The organism is Gordonia sp. 852002-10350_SCH5691597 (assembly GCF_001665715.1).
Taxonomy (GTDB): Bacteria; Actinomycetota; Actinomycetes; order Mycobacteriales; family Mycobacteriaceae; genus Gordonia; species Gordonia sputi.
Genome location: NZ_LZMO01000287.1, coordinates 1 through 15,744, shown reverse-complemented (window position 1 = coordinate 15,744; position 15,744 = coordinate 1). Strand labels below are relative to the sequence as shown.

General features: G+C 64.7%; 12 protein-coding genes and 1 pseudogene. 6 read left to right on the top strand and 7 right to left on the bottom strand.

From position 1 onward, the window contains the following. Positions 1–243 precede the first annotated feature (243 nt). From A5777_RS21670 to A5777_RS21660, 3 genes are read left to right on the top strand one after another with little or no spacing between them, the layout of a single operon-like run. On the top strand, positions 244–1,455 hold the full coding sequence (locus A5777_RS21670; protein ID WP_064864500.1) for an LLM class flavin-dependent oxidoreductase: 1,212 nt from the start codon (positions 244–246) through the stop codon (positions 1,453–1,455). Continuing rightward, positions 1,452–1,949, top strand: a complete 498-nt coding sequence (locus A5777_RS21665) for an NAD(P)H-dependent oxidoreductase (protein WP_064864498.1) — start codon at positions 1,452–1,454, stop codon at positions 1,947–1,949. Before A5777_RS21670 ends, A5777_RS21665 begins: the two co-directional genes overlap by 4 nt. Continuing rightward, positions 1,946–2,500, top strand: coding sequence for a flavin reductase family protein (locus A5777_RS21660; protein WP_064864496.1), 555 nt, complete (start codon positions 1,946–1,948; stop codon positions 2,498–2,500). Before A5777_RS21665 ends, A5777_RS21660 begins: the two co-directional genes overlap by 4 nt. Before the next feature lie 4 nt (positions 2,501–2,504). Here the strand turns inward: A5777_RS21660 and A5777_RS21655 are convergent. The 5 genes and pseudogenes from A5777_RS21655 to A5777_RS21635 form a co-directional block, all read right to left on the bottom strand. Then, positions 2,505–2,990 (bottom strand): annotated as a pseudogene (locus A5777_RS21655) (GAF domain-containing protein). Between the two features lie 46 nt (positions 2,991–3,036). Then, entirely contained in the window at positions 3,037–3,861 is an 825-nt protein-coding gene (locus A5777_RS21650) for a TIGR03619 family F420-dependent LLM class oxidoreductase (protein WP_197502438.1), read from the bottom strand. A 165-nt stretch (positions 3,862–4,026) separates the two neighbouring features. Beyond that, complete coding sequence (locus A5777_RS21645; RefSeq protein WP_064864492.1) at positions 4,027–4,302, bottom strand: GlsB/YeaQ/YmgE family stress response membrane protein; 276 nt, start codon at positions 4,300–4,302, stop codon at positions 4,027–4,029. Positions 4,303–4,531: 229 nt separating this feature from the next. Continuing rightward, entirely contained in the window at positions 4,532–5,404 is an 873-nt protein-coding gene (locus A5777_RS21640; RefSeq protein ID WP_064864491.1) for a formate/nitrite transporter family protein, read from the bottom strand. Between the two features lie 138 nt (positions 5,405–5,542). Beyond that, the gene (locus A5777_RS21635) at positions 5,543–6,592 is read right to left on the bottom strand and encodes an NAD(P)-dependent alcohol dehydrogenase (RefSeq protein WP_064864489.1); all 1,050 of its coding nucleotides are present in this window, start codon (positions 6,590–6,592) and stop codon (positions 5,543–5,545) included. Positions 6,593–6,769: 177 nt separating this feature from the next. Between A5777_RS21635 and A5777_RS21630 the strand changes: the two genes are divergently transcribed. Together A5777_RS21630 and A5777_RS21625 are read left to right on the top strand one after the other, a co-directional pair. Next, the gene (locus A5777_RS21630; protein ID WP_064864487.1) at positions 6,770–10,099 is read left to right on the top strand and encodes an arabinosyltransferase domain-containing protein; all 3,330 of its coding nucleotides are present in this window, start codon (positions 6,770–6,772) and stop codon (positions 10,097–10,099) included. Beyond that, positions 10,089–13,466, top strand: coding sequence for an arabinosyltransferase domain-containing protein (locus A5777_RS21625; protein ID WP_156529453.1), 3,378 nt, complete (start codon positions 10,089–10,091; stop codon positions 13,464–13,466). Before A5777_RS21630 ends, A5777_RS21625 begins: the two co-directional genes overlap by 11 nt. Before the next feature lie 80 nt (positions 13,467–13,546). Here A5777_RS21625 and A5777_RS21620 read toward each other — a convergent pair whose 3' ends face one another. Further along, positions 13,547–14,590 carry a hypothetical protein gene (locus A5777_RS21620; RefSeq protein ID WP_064864485.1) on the bottom strand — a complete coding sequence of 348 codons (1,044 nt, stop codon included), beginning with the start codon at positions 14,588–14,590 and terminating at the stop codon, positions 13,547–13,549. A gap of 68 nt (positions 14,591–14,658) precedes the next feature. Here A5777_RS21620 and A5777_RS21615 point away from each other — a divergent pair, with 68 nt between their 5' ends. Then, positions 14,659–15,135: a glutathione peroxidase gene (locus tag A5777_RS21615; RefSeq protein WP_064864484.1), complete on the top strand. Its 477-nt coding sequence runs from the start codon at positions 14,659–14,661 to the stop codon at positions 15,133–15,135. A gap of 62 nt (positions 15,136–15,197) precedes the next feature. On the opposite strand, the gene A5777_RS21610 is transcribed toward A5777_RS21615, so the two are convergent. Further along, positions 15,198–15,671, bottom strand: a complete 474-nt coding sequence (locus A5777_RS21610) for a DUF2231 domain-containing protein (RefSeq protein WP_064864482.1) — start codon at positions 15,669–15,671, stop codon at positions 15,198–15,200. Positions 15,672–15,744 lie beyond the last annotated feature (73 nt).

Here is a 15,744-nt window from a genome sequence, read left to right as displayed (position 1 = left end):
TACGCGCGGCGACGGGACCTGTTGATCGTTGCCGAACCGAGGACGGCGAAGGACACCGACACGGCGAACGGAACGGCGGTGACGAAGGGTGACACCGCGACGGTCGTCGGGTGGCCTCAACGGACTCGCCATGTGGCAAATCTAGTAATCACTGCGAACGCAACCCTTGGAAAAACTCTCCACCTGCACTGAACTGGTGTAGTTGCGCCTACGGCGCGCCACCTTCTCGCGCTCGATGCCCGGATGTGTCGATCGACGAGATGCGTCGATCGAGGAGAGAGGCTTTACGTGAGCTCCCTGAAGTTCCACTGGTTCCTGCCCACCAACGGTGGTGACAGCCGCAACGTCGTCGGAGGTGGTCACGGCGTCGCTGCCGAAGCCGCGGGTCGACCGGCGTCGGTGCAGTATCTGGGACAGATCGCGCGCAGCGCCGAGCAGCTCGGCTTCGAGGCCGCGCTCACTCCGACGGGCGCCTGGTGCGAGGACGCGTGGGTCAGCACGGCCATGATCAGCAGTCTCTCGGAGCGTCTGAAGTTCCTCGTGGCGTTCCGCCCCGGCATGACCGCCCCGTTCTTGGCCGCGCAGATGGCCGGGACCTTTCAGAACCTCTCCGGTGGTCGACTCCTGCTCAACGTCGTCACCGGCGGTGAGGATGCCGAGCAGCGGATGTTCGGCGACTTCCTCGACAAGAAGCAGCGCTACGCGCGGGCCGACGAGTTCCTGGAGATCGTGCGACGGCTCTGGACCGGCGACACTGTGAACTTCGACGGTCAGTACCTCTCCGTCGAAAATGCGGTGTTGCACCAGATCCCGAATCCGTTGCCGCAGATCTACTTCGGCGGCTCGTCGCCCGAAGGAATCGCGGTGTCGGCGAAGCATGCCGACGTCTACCTCACCTGGGGCGAGCTACCAGAAGCCGTGGCGGAGAAGATTTCTCGTGTCCGTGCCGCCGCGGAGGAGCAGGGTCGCGAACTGAAGTACGGAATCCGGTTGCACACCATTGCGCGTGACACCTCCGAAGCCGCATGGGCCGAGGCGGATCGCCTGCTGGCCAACATCTCCGAAGACGACATCGCGCGCATCCAGGCGGGGCTGAAACGCTCGGCGTCGGAGGGGCAGCAGCGCATGCTCGCACTGAACAAGGGGTCCAAGGACGGGTTGGAGATCTACCCGAACCTCTGGGCGGGCGTCGGCCTGGTGCGCGGCGGTGCTGGAACCGCAATGGTCGGCTCCTTCACCGAGATCGCCGACCTGATCGAGGCGTATCACGAGGTCGGGATCGACGAGTTCGTGCTGTCGGGCTACCCGCATCTCGAGGAGTCGTACTGGTTCGGGGAGGGTGTGCTTCCCGAGCTCACCCGTCGCGGACTGTGGGAGCACCCCGCGCCTGTCGCGGTCAGTGCATCGGTTCCGTTCGGGTCGCCCGCACCGCTCAAGCGGGTGTCGGCGTCGTGACGACTGCGGTCGTGGTCGGCAACCCGAAACCGGGCAGCAGAACACTCGGCGCCGCAACGTATCTGGCCGCGGAACTGTCGGGATCTGAACCTGATCTGATCGTGGACCTGGCATCGCTCGGCTCGACGATTCTCGACTGGGGTGACGAGCACGTCAACGATCTCGTGTCACAGGTCGGCGGGGCTGATCTCGTCGTATTCGCCAGTCCCACATACAAAGCCGCATACACCGGCCTGCTGAAACTGTTCCTCGACCGCTTCGCCGGCGGGACAGGACTCTCCGGAATCGCGATTCCGCTGATGCTCGGCGGAAGCCCTGCACATTCACTCGCGCCGGAGCTCACGTTGCGTCCCGTGCTCACCGAGATCGGTGGCACGGTGCCGGGACGTGGTCTCTACGTCATCGACTCCGCATACGACGACCCAGCCGCGTACGCCGAATGGCTCACTGCGACAGAGCCGATCGTCACCACATTGCTGAAGGCAGGCTCATGAGCGAACCGCGTCCGAACGAACTCCCGACCAACGAACTGCATACCAACCAGGATCTCGATCCCGCTCGTCTACGCAAGGCATTCGGCATTTTCCCGACTGGTGTCGTCGCGGTTGCCGCAGAGGTCGACGGCCAGCTGACCGGCCTCGCCGCAAGCTCGTTCACCAGCGTCAGTCTCGACCCACCACTCGTGTCGGTCTCGGTGGCGTCGGGGTCCAAGACGTGGCCGGATCTTCGACGCGCAGCACACCTCGGCGTCACAATCCTCGCCGACCACCAGGGTGCTGCCTGCCGGCAACTCGCCGGAGCGGTCGAGCACCGGTTCGACGGCATCGCGGTGAAGGCATCCGACGAGGGAGCCGTCACCCTCGACGAGGGACTGGCACATTTCGATTGCACCATCTACCGCGAGGTCGAGGCGGGCGATCACATCATCGTGCTGCTCGAGCTGCATGGCGTCGATCATCCGGAGGCCGGGGTCGACCATCCGGAGACCGGAAATCCGCTGATCTTCCACCGCAGCGGGTTCGGCAAGCTGGCGCAGGTGGTCTAGGAAGCTACGCGAGAGACGCGATGAACGTCTCGGCGATTGCTTCGAGACCCGCCTGATCGTCGGCTCCGAAGCGGTCGGGTACTGGGCTGTCGAGGTCGAAGACTCCGATGAGCTCGCCGTCGTGCACCAGCGGCACAACGATTTCCGACCGACTGTCGGCGTCACAGGCGATGTGGTCGGGGACGGCGTGCACGTCGGCGACGCGTTGCGTGATGCGGGTTCTGGCGGCCGCCCCGCAGACGCCGCGACCCAACGGGATGCGTACGCAGGCAGGTTTTCCCTGGAACGGGCCGACCACCAGCTCGTGACCGTCGAAGAAGTAGAAGCCAACCCAATTGACCTGTGGCAGAGCCTGATAGACCAGCGCCGACAGATTGGCAGCATTGGCGACGCGATCGGATTAGCCATCGATGAGTGCGCGTGCGGCGTCGGTGAGCTCAGCGTAGTCGATCGCGGGGCGGCCGGTAGGCGGAAAGTACTCGGTGCTCATCTCACCACTGTGCCCGCATCGGTGGCTGTTGCGCCAGCGCGGGTGTTCACGTGTTGACCTGTGCCTTGCGTGCGAAACGTTCTTGGAGAGAGCCGAATACCGATGGCTCCCCAAACCAGACGACGACGTCGTCGGCGCCGGCACGACGCCAGGAGTCGAGCTCGTCGACCAACGCGTCGACCTGGTCGGCGGTGCGGACGAAGCGCTTGATCGCCGTCGTGACGCGACCCTCGGTACGACGTTTGAGGTCTGCTGCTATCGCGCGGAACGTCGCCGGGTCGGTTCCCGAGTTGTCGAAGTAGATCGACTGCCAGCGATCACCAAGGCGTGCAGCACGATTCACCGCCGCGGGGGAGTGCCCGCCGATCGTGATCGGAATGCCCTGTGGGCGGACCGGGGTGGGATACCCGCCGCCGAAGCTGTAGTGCTCGCCCAGCAGGCCGTCGGTGTTGCCTGCCCACAGGTGGCGCAGCACGCCGATCGCCTCGTCGGTCCGGCGCCCGCGGTCGTGGAATTGTGCTCCCACAGCGGAGAATTCGCCGGCGTCCCACCCGACACCGACCCCGAGTTCCAGCCGCCCGTCGCTCAGCGCGTCGACAGTCGCGGCCTGTTTGGCGACGACGAACGGATTCCTTAGGGGGAGAACGAGTATGGATGTTCCGACACGCACGGTGGTGGTGTGCGCGGCGATGAAACCGAGCAGGACCAGCGGGTCGTACTCGGCGGCATATGCCGAATCGGGATGCTTGATCGGAGGCAGGACGTGCTCGGCCAGCCACACCCCGTCAAAGCCGAGGTTCTCAGCCGCGGTCGCGAGTTCGGTGAGTTGCTCGATGCTGCCGTCGTTGGGCAGTGCGACGTGAAAACCCATACACACCATAGTGTGACGTACGCGTCGCGCAGACGATCATTGTGCCCACGGCGATCACAAGTGAGTCGACTCGTGATCATCACCCACAGCGGTGGATTCGAATGCTGTAGATACGACTGTGGCCGGGAAGCCCCCGTGCTTCCCGGCCACGCGTCACCCCCAGTACTAGTGGCGGACGGCAGTACGTCCCCGGATCGCCAGGTATGCGGCGATCAACACGATGGCGACGATGATGCCGACGATGAACGGGATGACCTCCCAACCGCCGTTCGAGTTGCTGTAGCCGAACTGGTAGGTCAACCACGACCCGATGAGCGATCCGACCACGCCGAGCACGATCGTCATGATGATGCCGATGTCCTGCTTGCCCGGCATGAACAGGCGAGCGAGTGCGCCGATGATCAGGCCGACGATGATGGCGCTGATGATTGTTCCGATCACGTGAAACTCCTCCGTTGGCGGGGCCTGATCCCCCTTGGATGTTCCACGACTGCTTCATGGAAGGTACGTCGATTATTCGAAGTATCCGCAAGGCCCTATAGTCAACGTACGGCCGGGGACTGGCGGCATAGCTCACCGTCGATCGCGTCGTGATCCAATCGCAATGTCGGACATATGACCCATCTCGGGTGGGCGCCGATTGGTCCGGAGCGCGCAGGGGCGTGACGGTTCAGTGTCGGTGCCGTCGGAGGTGCACGAGGTGGGTGTCGCGCTCGTCGTTGACCCACGCGTAGTAGAAGCCGATGAGGATTCCGCCGCCGACGAAGTTGCCCAGCAGCACGGTCCCGAGATTGCCGAACACCAAACCGATCGGTATGCCGTGTTGGAATCCGACGATCATGAACAACACGGTGTTGGCCACGGAGTGCTCGAAATCGAGGAACGCGAAGACGAAGACGGCGGTGATCATCGCCATGCATTTCGCGATGTCTTCGGTCAGATAGCCGTTGTAGACGAGCAACATCGCGAGGTTGATCATGAAGTTGCAGAGCACCGCGCGGATGAACAGGTCGAGCCAACCGCTGAATCCGTTACTGAGATAGCCTGTCTTGACGTCGACCGCGTGCACCATCGCGTTGAGTACCGGGCCGTCGAGAAGTGTTGTGCCACGCAGCATCACGGCGATCAGCAGGCCGCCGAGGATGTTTCCGAGGTAGCAGAACAACAGGATGCGCATGATCAGGACGGGTGTCACGCGTCGGTAGTACGCACCGACCGAGACGATCATCATGTTCGAGGTGAGTAGCTCGGACTTGGTGTAGTAGATGAACACCAGCGCCCAGCCGAAGGCGAGCGCACCGATGAGTTTGCCGACCGCGTGCAGTTGCCCCGGCGGATCGGTCATCGTGTCGAATGCGGCGACGATCGTGTAGTTGATGACGTAGAAGATCGCGATGATGATGCCTGCCATTGCGGCGCGCTGGATGAAGCGGCGTCGCAGATGGCCGGTCATCTTTTTCTTGGACTCGAGCACGTCGAGTGTGGTGCTGATGAAGAACTTGCCCGGGAAGAGCTTGTTCACATCGAACTCGGGGTCGCTCATGTGTCAACGGTTCCACAGCGCATGGCCTGGCGCCCGTTATACGTACACAACTGCGACCTCAGCGCGAGGCCATCGAAATTATTGTCGTGGCCTCGCGCTGACGACCGAGTTGTGTACGTACTCCGTCGAGGGTCGGGGTCAGTCGGCGAGAGTCGCGGTGTCGATCACGAATCGGTACCGCACATCGCTGTCGACGACGCGGTCGTAGGCGGCGTTGATCTCATCGGCGCTGATCTTCTCGATCTCGGCGCCGATGCCGTGTTCGGCGCAGAAGTCGAGCATCTCCTGAGTGGCGGGAATTCCCCCGACCATCGAACCGGCGATCGAACGGCGGTTGGCCAGCAGCGAGAATGCCTTGATCTCCAGGGGATGCTCGGGCACCCCCAGTTCGACGAGGGTGCCGTCGATGGCCAGCAATCCGAGGTAGTCGTCGAGGTCGAGATTCACCGACACGGTGTTGATGATGAGGTCGAACTCTCCGCGCAGGGTGCGGAAGGTCTCGGAATCCTTGGTCGCGTAGTAGTGATCGGCGCCAAAGCGTTCGCCGTCATCCTTCTTCGACAGGGTCTGACTCAAGACGGTCACTTCCGCGCCCAGCGCATGGGCGATCTTGACTCCGATGTGTCCCAGGCCGCCGAGACCGATGATCGCGACCTTCTTGCCAGGGCCGGCTCCCCAGTGCTTCAACGGCGCATACAGCGTGATTCCCGCGCACAGCAGCGGTGCCGCGACGTCGAGGTCGACGCCCTCGGGGATCTTCAGCACGAAGTCCTCGGTCACAACGACCTGTTGCGAGTACCCACCGTGGGTGAACTCGCCCTCGTAGGTCTTCGAGTCGTAGGTCTGGACGACGCCCTTGGTGCAGTACTGCTCGTCGCCGTTCTTGCACGCGGCACACTCACCGCACGAGTCGACGAAGCATCCGACGCCGACGCGATCGCCGACCTTGTGCCTGGTCACCTCATCGCCGACGGCGGCGACCGTTCCGGCGATCTCGTGTCCGGGCACGACAGGGTAGGTGGTCCCGCCCCACTCATTGCGGGCGGTATGGATGTCGGAATGGCAGATCCCGGCGAAGGCGATGTCGATCAGGACGTCCTTCGGTCCGAGATCCCTGCGCTCGATGGTTGTCTTCGATAGGGGTGCATCGGGAGCTGTTGCCCAGAAAGCATTGACGGTTGTCGTCACTGTGTTCCCTCTCCGGCGTCCGCGGAATCCACGACGATCTGCCGGTGCCGCGGGCACCTCACCACATCCAGCCTGCCGACGTATTGCCGGATGCGCATGCGACTGTGTCGCGTGACACGCCTTGCTGAAATGGGGCCGACTTGGTTTTGTCACAGACAACCTGACTAGCATTCGCGTGTGACCGAATCGCCGGAGAAGACGACAGCTGCGCTGCCCGACCGTCGATCCGACGACCCGAATAATCGCGCACGACGCCTCTCACCTGGGACGACGTCGATCATTGCTGTCGTGGCGGGTCTGATCGCGATCGTTGCGGCAGTACTCACGCCCTTCCTTCCGGTCACCACGACGACGGCGACCATCACCTGGCCGCAGGGCCAGGAGCTCGGTGCGACCAACGCCGACATCACCTCTCCGCTCGTCGCGCAGATGGCGCAGGATCTCGACGTCACCATTCCGTGTTCGCTGCTGCGGTCGGCACCGACGGATGCGTCGTCGACGATCCTCACGACGATGCCGCCCGCGGCGAAGAACCAGCGAACATCTGCACTGAATGTGACGGCCGACGCGAACGCGGTGACGGTGACGATGCGTGGCGACACCGTCGCGTCCGCTCCGCGCGCCGACGTCGCGTCGGATCGGTGCACGCAGCTGCACATCTTCTCGTCGGCGGCGGGTTCGGGCGCACGCTTCGTGGGACTCGGTCCGGCACAGACGGCGCCGGATGCCGACCGGCCGCAGGTGGCGGGCCTGTTCACCGACATCCCGACGTCGACGATCACGTCGACGCCCGGCCTGTCGGCGCGCATCGTCGTCGACGATCGGTTCGATTCGAGTCCGTCGGTCATCAAGTGGCTCGTGATGATCGTCGGCGTGCTTGCGGCGATCGTCGCACTCGCGGCGCTCGCACAACTCGATCGCATGTACGGCTACCACCGACGGGTCGGTCGGGTGCGGTGGTTGGCGCTGCTGCGTCCGCGCGTCACCGACATCGCCGTGACCGCCATCCTGGTCATCTGGCATTTCCTCGGAGCCGGCTCGTCCGACGACGGCTACATCCTCAACATGGGTCGGAACGCCGAGCACGCGGGTTACCTGGCCAACTACTACCGCTTCTACGGCATCCCCGAGGCGCCGTTCGACTGGTACTACGACTTCCTCGCGCACTGGTCGTCGGTGTCGTCGACGGGTGTGTGGATGCGCATCCCGTCGTTGGTGATCGGATTGGTGAGCTGGTTCATCCTCAGTCGGGTGCTGCTCCCGCGTCTGGGGCGTGCCGTCCGCACGTCGCAGTGGGCGATGGTGACCGGCGCCGCGGTCTTTCTCGCGTTCTGGCTGCCGATGGCCTCGGGTCTGCGCAGCGAGGGCGTCGTGGTGCTCGGCAGTCTGCTGACCTGGTGGGGCGTCGAACAGGCCATCGCGACCCGGCGCATGTTGCCCGCCGCGGGAGCGGCCTTCGCCGCCGCTTTGACCCTTGCCACCGCGCCGACGGGTGTCATCGCGGTCGCACTGCTGATCACCGGTGCGCGGCCGATGCTGAAGATCCTTGTTCGACGACGCCGCGAATCGGGCCTTGCCTCTCTTCTGCTTCCGCTGTTGGCGGCTCCGGCGATCGTGGTGATCATCGTGTTCCGCGACCAGACACTCGCGTCGGTGTTCGAGGCCATCCGGGTGCGTTACACCGTCGGGCCGACGCTGGCCTGGTACCAGGAACTCCTGCGGTACTACTTCCTGGCGGTCAACACGCGCGACGGCTCGCTGGTGCGTCGGGTGCCGGTGCTGTTGCTACTGGTCTCACTGTTCGTGGTTCTCGCGATCATGCTGCGGCGCAAGAAGATCCGTGGAGTCGACAGCGGACCGGTCTGGCGCGTCACCGGGGCGGTACTGATCACGATCGGGCTGCTCTCGCTCACCCCGACCAAGTGGACGATTCAGTTCGGCACCTTCGCGGGCCTCGCCGCGGCGCTCGCTGCGGTCGCCTGTGTTGCGATCGGGCAGGTGGCGCAACGTAATACGCGCAACCTGTCGATCCTGATCGCAGGTCTGCTCGTCGCCTGCGCAGCTGCGGCGGCCGGATACAACGCGTGGCCGTGGTCGTACGACTTCGGTATCTCGTGGTTCGACAAAGCGCCAGTGGTTGCGGGACTGCAGGTCTCGTCGATGTTACTGGTGCTGGCGGTGATTGCCCTCATCGTCGCGGTGTGGCAGCATCTGCGCCTCGACTACGTCGCCGACACCGGACTGCACCACGATGCGGGCAAGCCGCCCAACCGGTGGCGAACCGGCATCGCATCGTCGCCCATCGCCGTCATCGCGGTGATCATCCTGCTCGCGGAACTCGCGGTGTTCGCCAAGGCTGCAGCGGCTCGCGCAGACACCTACTCCGTGCTGAAGGGCAACGTGCACGCGGTCACCGGGGGCTGCGGGATGGCCGATTATGTTCTCGTCGAACCCGATTCGAACAAGGGCAGTCTCGCTCCGGTCGACAACGCCTCGGCGTCGAAGGCATTGGAGGGCACATCGCGGGGCTTCTCTGCCCAGGGTGTCGCCGACGACCTCACGCCGGAGGCGGATTCGATCAAGCCGGGTACCCAGAACACCTCGGCCGATCTCTCGAAGACCTTCGTCGTCGCCGGTGGTGCGCCGGGCACGACGGGCGGGCGCGGACCAGAAGGGGTCAACGGCAGCACTGCGGCACTGCCGTTCGGACTCGACCCCGCGACGACCCCGGTGATGGGCAGTTACGGAGCCGACGGCCAGGCATCGCTGACGACCGACTGGTATCGACTGCCCGCGCGCGACTCGTCGCCGCTGATCGTCATCACGGCGGCAGGTGCGCTGGCCTCGACCGATCCCGACGGGGTCACGACGTACGGGCAGTCGCTGCAGGTGGAGTTCGGCGTCGAGCAGGACGGAAAGTTCCAGCAGGTCGGCGCCGCCGTGCAGCCGATCGACGCCGACCGCAAGGCGAATCGGCCGTGGCGCAACCTGCGTATCCCGATGTCGTCGGTGCCCGCTGGTGCGACCGCGATGCGGATCGTCGCCACCGACAACAACCTCGACCCCGACCAGTGGCTCGCGGTGACACCGCCGCGTGCGCCCGAGTTGAAGACGTTGCAAAACGTCGTCGGGTCGTCGGACCCGGTGCTCGTCGACTTCGCGGTCGGTGCGGCGTTCCCGTGCCAGCACCCGATGGATGCGTCCAACGGCGTCAACCAGATTCCGCAGTGGCGAATCCTGCCGGAGCTGGCGGTAGCGAATTCGCAGTCGAAGACGTGGATGGCCACCGTCAACGGTGGACTGCTCACCACGGCGGAAGCGCTGACGACGCCGTCGACGATGGCGACGTATCTGAAGAACGACTGGTACCGCGATTGGGGCAGCCTGCAACGGTTGTCGCCGTTGGTGCCAGAGGCGGTGCCTGCAGCGGTGAGTACCGGAACGTCGACCAGGTGGGGCTGGAGCCGTCCCGGAGCAATGCAGGTGGTGCCAGAAGATGATGAGTGAGACGCCGGTGAACGCAACGGGGAAAGACGACGACAAGCCTGCCGACAACGGCGCGGGCGGATCGGTGTCGTCGAGGTCGGCCGATCGGATCAGGATCGCCAAGATCGTCGCGGTGGTCGCGGGGCTCATCGGCATCGTGATCGCGTTGCTGACCCCGTTCCTGCCGGTCAACTACACCAAGACGGAACTGACCTGGCCGCAACAGAATTCGGTCGGCAGCGTGGCGGCGCCGAGCGTCTCGTTCTCGCCGGTGTCGATGGACGTGTCCGTCCCATGCTCGCTCGCCAAGAGTCTGCCGGCGTCGGGCGGCGTGATCGTCTCGACGGTGCCGTGGAACGGAACCGATGCCAACAAGGTCGGCTTCTTCATCCGCGCCACCCGCGACTCGCTGCAGTTGACGCAGCGAAACATCGTGTTGCTCAGTGCCCCTCGAAGCGCGGCGGAGAATTCACCCGGATGCCGCGTCGTCTTTCACGCCGACACCGACGGCGCCGCAGGCAAATTCGAGAATCTCTCGACAACCGACACCGGTCTGGGCTCATTCGACCTGCGCGACGCGACAGCACGACCGCAGATCATCGGTGTGTATTCGCAGTTCCCGCAAGACGCGCCGACGGAAGGCCTGTCGTTCCGCGCCACGCTGGACACCCGGTTCGCGTCGACCCCGACGACGCTGAAGTTCTGGCTGCTGGTGATCGGCGTCGTCATGACGATTGCCTCGATGCTCGCGCTGGCCGTGCTCGACGCCCGTGACGGGCGCGGCGTCCACAAGCTCTTCCCGCAGGGGTGGTGGCGACCGCGCTGGGTCGACGCCTTCGTCACGCTCGTTCTGCTGATCTGGTTGTTCGTCGGTGGCAACACGGCGGACGACGGTTATCAGGTCACCGTCGCCCGAGTCGCCCGCAATGCCGGCTATCTCGACAACTACTACCGGTACTTCGGTGTGCCGCAGGACCCGTTCGGCTGGCACTACCAGTACCTCTCGCTGTGGATGGAGGTGAGCACGGCGACTCCGTGGCTGCGCTTGCTGCCCTTCCTCTACGCGGTGGTCGGCTGGTGGCTGATCAGCCGCGCCGCCATCCCGCGACTGGGCTACGCGGTTCGGACATCGCAGTCGGCGATCTGGGCTGCCGCGCTGGTGTTCCTCGCGGTGTGGATGCCGTTCAACAACGGTCTTCGTGTGGAACCGATCATCGCCGTCGGCACGCTGTTGGCGTGGGTGCTGGTGGAGCGGGCGATAGCCACCGGACGGTTCTTCCCGTTGACGCTCGCGATAGTGGTCGCGGCGTTCACGCTCACGATCCACCCGACCGGCGTGATCGCTGCCATCCCGCTCATCGCGGGAATCCGACCGCTGTTGAAGCGTCTGATGATCAGGCGACGACGAGACGGCTTGTGGCCCATCCTCGTACCGATTCTGGCGTCGGGACTCGTGGTGCTCTACGAGATCTTCGCCGACCAGACGCTCGCCACGATTCGCGAAGCGATCAGGGTCAACTCCGCTGTCGGTCCGACCAACAAGTGGTGGGAGGAGGGCATGCGTTACTACATGCTCATGAATCCCACCGCCGACGGTGGCATCGCGCGCCGCTTCGGTGTGCTCATCACCTTCGTGTGCCTGATCGTCGTGGTGGTCATGCTGCTCAACCGTCGACGGTTGGCGGGCATTGCGTCGGCTCCCACGTGGCGGTTGGTTGCCACGGTGGCGGGGACTGCTGTGATGATGGCCTTCCTGCCGACCAAGTGGACTCACCAGATGGGTGTGTATGCCTGCATCGCAGGCGCTTTGGCCGCTGTCGCAACCGTGTGCGTCGACCGCGCCGTGATGCGTCGTCGACGCAACCGCACGCTCTTCGCCGCAGCGTGTGCCTACGTTCTCGCGCTGGCATTCTCCGGACGTAACCAGTGGTGGTACGTCGGCAGCTACGGAATCCCTTGGCGCGACGCCGTTCCCGACGTGAAGGGGATTCCGGTCTGGGCGGTCATCCTCACGGTCGCGGTGTTGTTGACCATTCTCGGTCTCTGGCAACACTTCCGCGACGACTACGTCTCCGACGACGTTCGACGCGGTGAGGAGCGGGTATCGAAGAAGCGGTGGACGGCCTGGCTGCGTTCGCCGTCGATCATCGTCGTATCGGTGATCATGCTGCTGTTCACCCTCGTCTCGTTCGCGAAGGCGGATTGGACACAACGGAATTCGTGGTCGTGGCTGAGTTCGAACGTCGCGGCGGTGCGCGGTCAGCCGTGCGCGCTCGCCGACTCGGTGCTCGTCGAGAAGGACGTCAACTCGGCCTTGCTCGCACCTGCACGTGTTGCGGGACAGAACAACCCGTCACCAGGAGCGGCGCTCGCGGGTGCCGAGGCGACCGGTTTCGACCCGAACGGCGTCGGATCCGATCTCTCCGACGACGGCACCGAATCGGACTCGTCAACGGGGACATCGTCGGCCGAGGTCGACCGGACGCAATCGGACGCGACCGATCAGACCGGAACGGACAGCGGTAGTCCGTCGAGCGACACCGCGGGCGGCACGACGTCGACCACCGGCGTCAACGGCTCGAAGGTGAAGCTGCCGTTCGGGCTGTCGCCGCAGCGCACGCCGGTGCTCGGCACCTACGGATCACCGTCGGGCACAGGCAGTCTGACGTCCGATTGGTATCAGCTACCCGCGCGCAACTCCGACGCTCCGCTCATCACCATGTCGGTTGCCGGGCAGATCGAATACGTCGACGACCTCGCAGTGACGCGTCCGGGACAGCAGGTCCGCCTCCAATTCGGCCGCGTGGGCCCGGACGGGTCGGTGACACCTGCGGGGATCATGATCCCGATGGACATCGGCGGTGCACCCGCGTGGCGCAACCTGCGGTTCCCGCTCGACGGTGCCCCGCAGGGCGCGACAGTCGTGCGTGTCCTGGCGCAGGACACGTCAACCAACCCCGACCAGTGGCTCGCTGTCACACCGCCTCGTGTCTCGAAGATGGTGACGCTCAACGACCTCGTGGGTAGCGAAGCGCCCGTGATGATCGACTGGGAGGCCGCGCTGGCGTTCCCGTGTCAGCGTCCCGCACAGGTGTACAACGGTGTGCTCGAAACACCGGAGTGGCGGATCTCGCCCGACCGCGAGGGCGAGCGGGTCAACTCGCAGCGCTGGATGGCGGGGACCGCAGGCGGTCCGCTCGGCATCGTCGAAAACGAGATGCGCCCAACGGTGTTGCCGTCGTATCTGCGCAACGACTGGGCCAAGGACTGGGGCATGTTGCAGCGTCTCACTCCGCTTGTGCCGCAGAAGCCAGCAGAGCTGACGGTGACGACCGATGTCCACAACGGACTGTGGTCGCCCGGACAGATCCGCGCCGTAGGCTTCTGAGGTCCGTCGGTTTTGGGGTCCGTCGGTTTTGGGGCCCGTCGGTTTCTGAGGCCCGTCGGTTTCTGGGGCCTGTCGCGAGATCAGGCGGCCCCGATGTCGGCGGCCGGTGCGTTCGGGGTCTTGCGGCCCCGAACGCGTCGCTCGAAGAGGTAGACGGCGATACTCACCGCGGACCACATGGTGAGCACCAGGAACGGCCAGACATGTTGATGCCCACGGAAATACACTGCGGTGTGCAGTGCGTTGACCGACGCGCCGGGCGGCAGCCAGCCGCCGATGGTCGCGATCACCCTGGGTAGCAGCGGCCACGCGACCGAGCCTCCCGATGAGGGATTGCCCAGCAGTACCATGACCGCCCACGTCGGCAGGATTGCCCAGCGTCCGAACATCGCGCTGAACATCGTGAAGATCATGCCGCAGGTGAACATGGTCAGGGCGAGGATGAGCCATACCTCGAGCACCGGCAGCGTCAGCGCACCGATGATCCAGTCGATCATGGCGCAGATCGTGAAGCCACCCAGTAGCGAATACAACGCGGTGAATCCGATTCTCTCCCAAGGCCGCAACTTGTTGGCGTGTACACCGAGTTGGATCGCGCCGACGAATCCGATGATGACCGCGGCGAGCATCATGTAAAAGATGGTGAGTCCGTGCGGATCTCGCGGTTGTAGCGGGTTGGCGTCGCGAATGCTCACGCGGTACCCGGTCCCGGCGGCGGCACGCGGCATGCTCTGTTCGAGTAGTTGGGCGACCGTTGCGCCGGATGCACTCGACAGGTCGACGTCGATGGTGCGTGCCGTGGTGTCGATGTCGACGACCGCGAAGACCTGCTGGTTCTGCAACTGTTCCATGGCCTCGGCGTGCGTCGACAGGTGCCGTACCTCGACGGAACTCCCGAGTTCATGTGCGAGCCGTGCCTCGACGTCGGCCGACTGCGGCGGTGGCAGGGTGCCGACGACCGCGATCGGCACGCGTTCGGGTTTCGGGTTGGCCGTGGAGTAGGTGTAGGAGCCGACGAACAACGCCGCGGCGATACCCAGGATCACCACGATCACCAGCGCGGGCGCGAACCGAGAGGTGCGGACGGTGTGCCAAGCCCTGCGGAAGTCATCTGAGGTGCGCACGCTTCAAGGCTATTCGTTGGTCGGATAGGCTGCGGAGAAGCTGATCGGATCGACGCGGAGGTAGGCCCATGACCAGTGCCTATGATTTCACGGCAACGGACATCGACGGCAATACCGTCGACCTCGACGAGTATCGGGGGCGGCCTCTGCTGATCGTCAACACGGCGTCGAAGTGCGGTTTCACCCCGCAGTACAAGGGACTCGAACAACTCAGCAAAACCTACGCCGAGAGCGGACTCGTCGTACTCGGGTTCCCGTGCGATCAGTTCGCTCACCAGGAGCCGGGCGACGAGACGGAGATCAAGAACTTCTGCTCGCTCACCTACGACGTCAGCTTCCCGATGTTCGCGAAGGTCGACGTCAATGGCTCCGCCGCGCATCCGCTCTTCGCGTGGCTACGCGAGCAGAAGTCGGGCGTGCTCGGCAATCGCATCAAGTGGAACTTCACCAAGTTCCTCGTGAACCGCGACGGTCAGGTCGTCGACCGCTTCGCACCGACCGTGAAGCCGGAGAAGCTGACCGGAGACATCGACAAGGTGATCTGAGAACGGGAATCGCCGTGTGGCCGTTGTCTGCCGTGTGACCGTTGTGTGCCGTGTGACCGTCGTCAGCCCAGCCACACAGACCGCGCCCCGGAATCGCCGACGCGCACGACCATCACCAGAGCGCCAAGCGCCACAACGATAGTCGCCACCGCGAGCGCGACTCGCAGCCAACGATGCGAGCGCACCGAGGCCGCAGCGGGCACACGTCGTGCGATGGTGTCGTCGTACATCGCCCAGGCGAGCACGACCAGTACGAAAAGCGCTGCGACCCAATAGAGCATCTGGTCGCCGAGCTCGGTATGCAGGTGCAGTGTTTCTGAACGCGGCACCTGCTTCTCCAATGCCTCACCCGCGGAAGTGGTGAGCGGAGTGATGGCCATCGCGACAACCGCGACCGCCGGCGTGAACCAGCCGAGCCGTCGGCGTGCTGCCGGCCATACGCTCGCCAGGATCGCCAGAACGGCCGTCAGGGGAATCGCCACCACTGCAAGGTGAACAAAGAGTGGGTGCGCGGGCAGTCCTGCGATCGTGTCCATCGCACGAGTGTGACGGCCGGTCGCTGAAGGAGCGCTGAGAATGCGTCGGCAAACTCATCGAGTGCAGCGATTC

Coding starts and splice junctions, on each gene's coding strand:
- A5777_RS21670 (WP_064864500.1), top strand. CDS start 244: ATGTGTCGATCGACGAGATGCGTCGATCGAGGAGAGAGGCTTTACGTG.
- A5777_RS21660 (WP_064864496.1), top strand. CDS start 1,946: ATGAGCGAACCGCGTCCGAACGAACTCCCGACCAACGAACTGCATACC.
- A5777_RS21650 (WP_197502438.1), bottom strand. CDS start 3,861: ATGGGTTTTCACGTCGCACTGCCCAACGACGGCAGCATCGAGCAACTC.
- A5777_RS21640 (WP_064864491.1), bottom strand. CDS start 5,404: ATGAGCGACCCCGAGTTCGATGTGAACAAGCTCTTCCCGGGCAAGTTC.
- A5777_RS21625 (WP_156529453.1), top strand. CDS start 10,089: ATGATGAGTGAGACGCCGGTGAACGCAACGGGGAAAGACGACGACAAG.
- A5777_RS21615 (WP_064864484.1), top strand. CDS start 14,659: ATGACCAGTGCCTATGATTTCACGGCAACGGACATCGACGGCAATACC.
- A5777_RS21610 (WP_064864482.1), bottom strand. CDS start 15,671: ATGGACACGATCGCAGGACTGCCCGCGCACCCACTCTTTGTTCACCTT.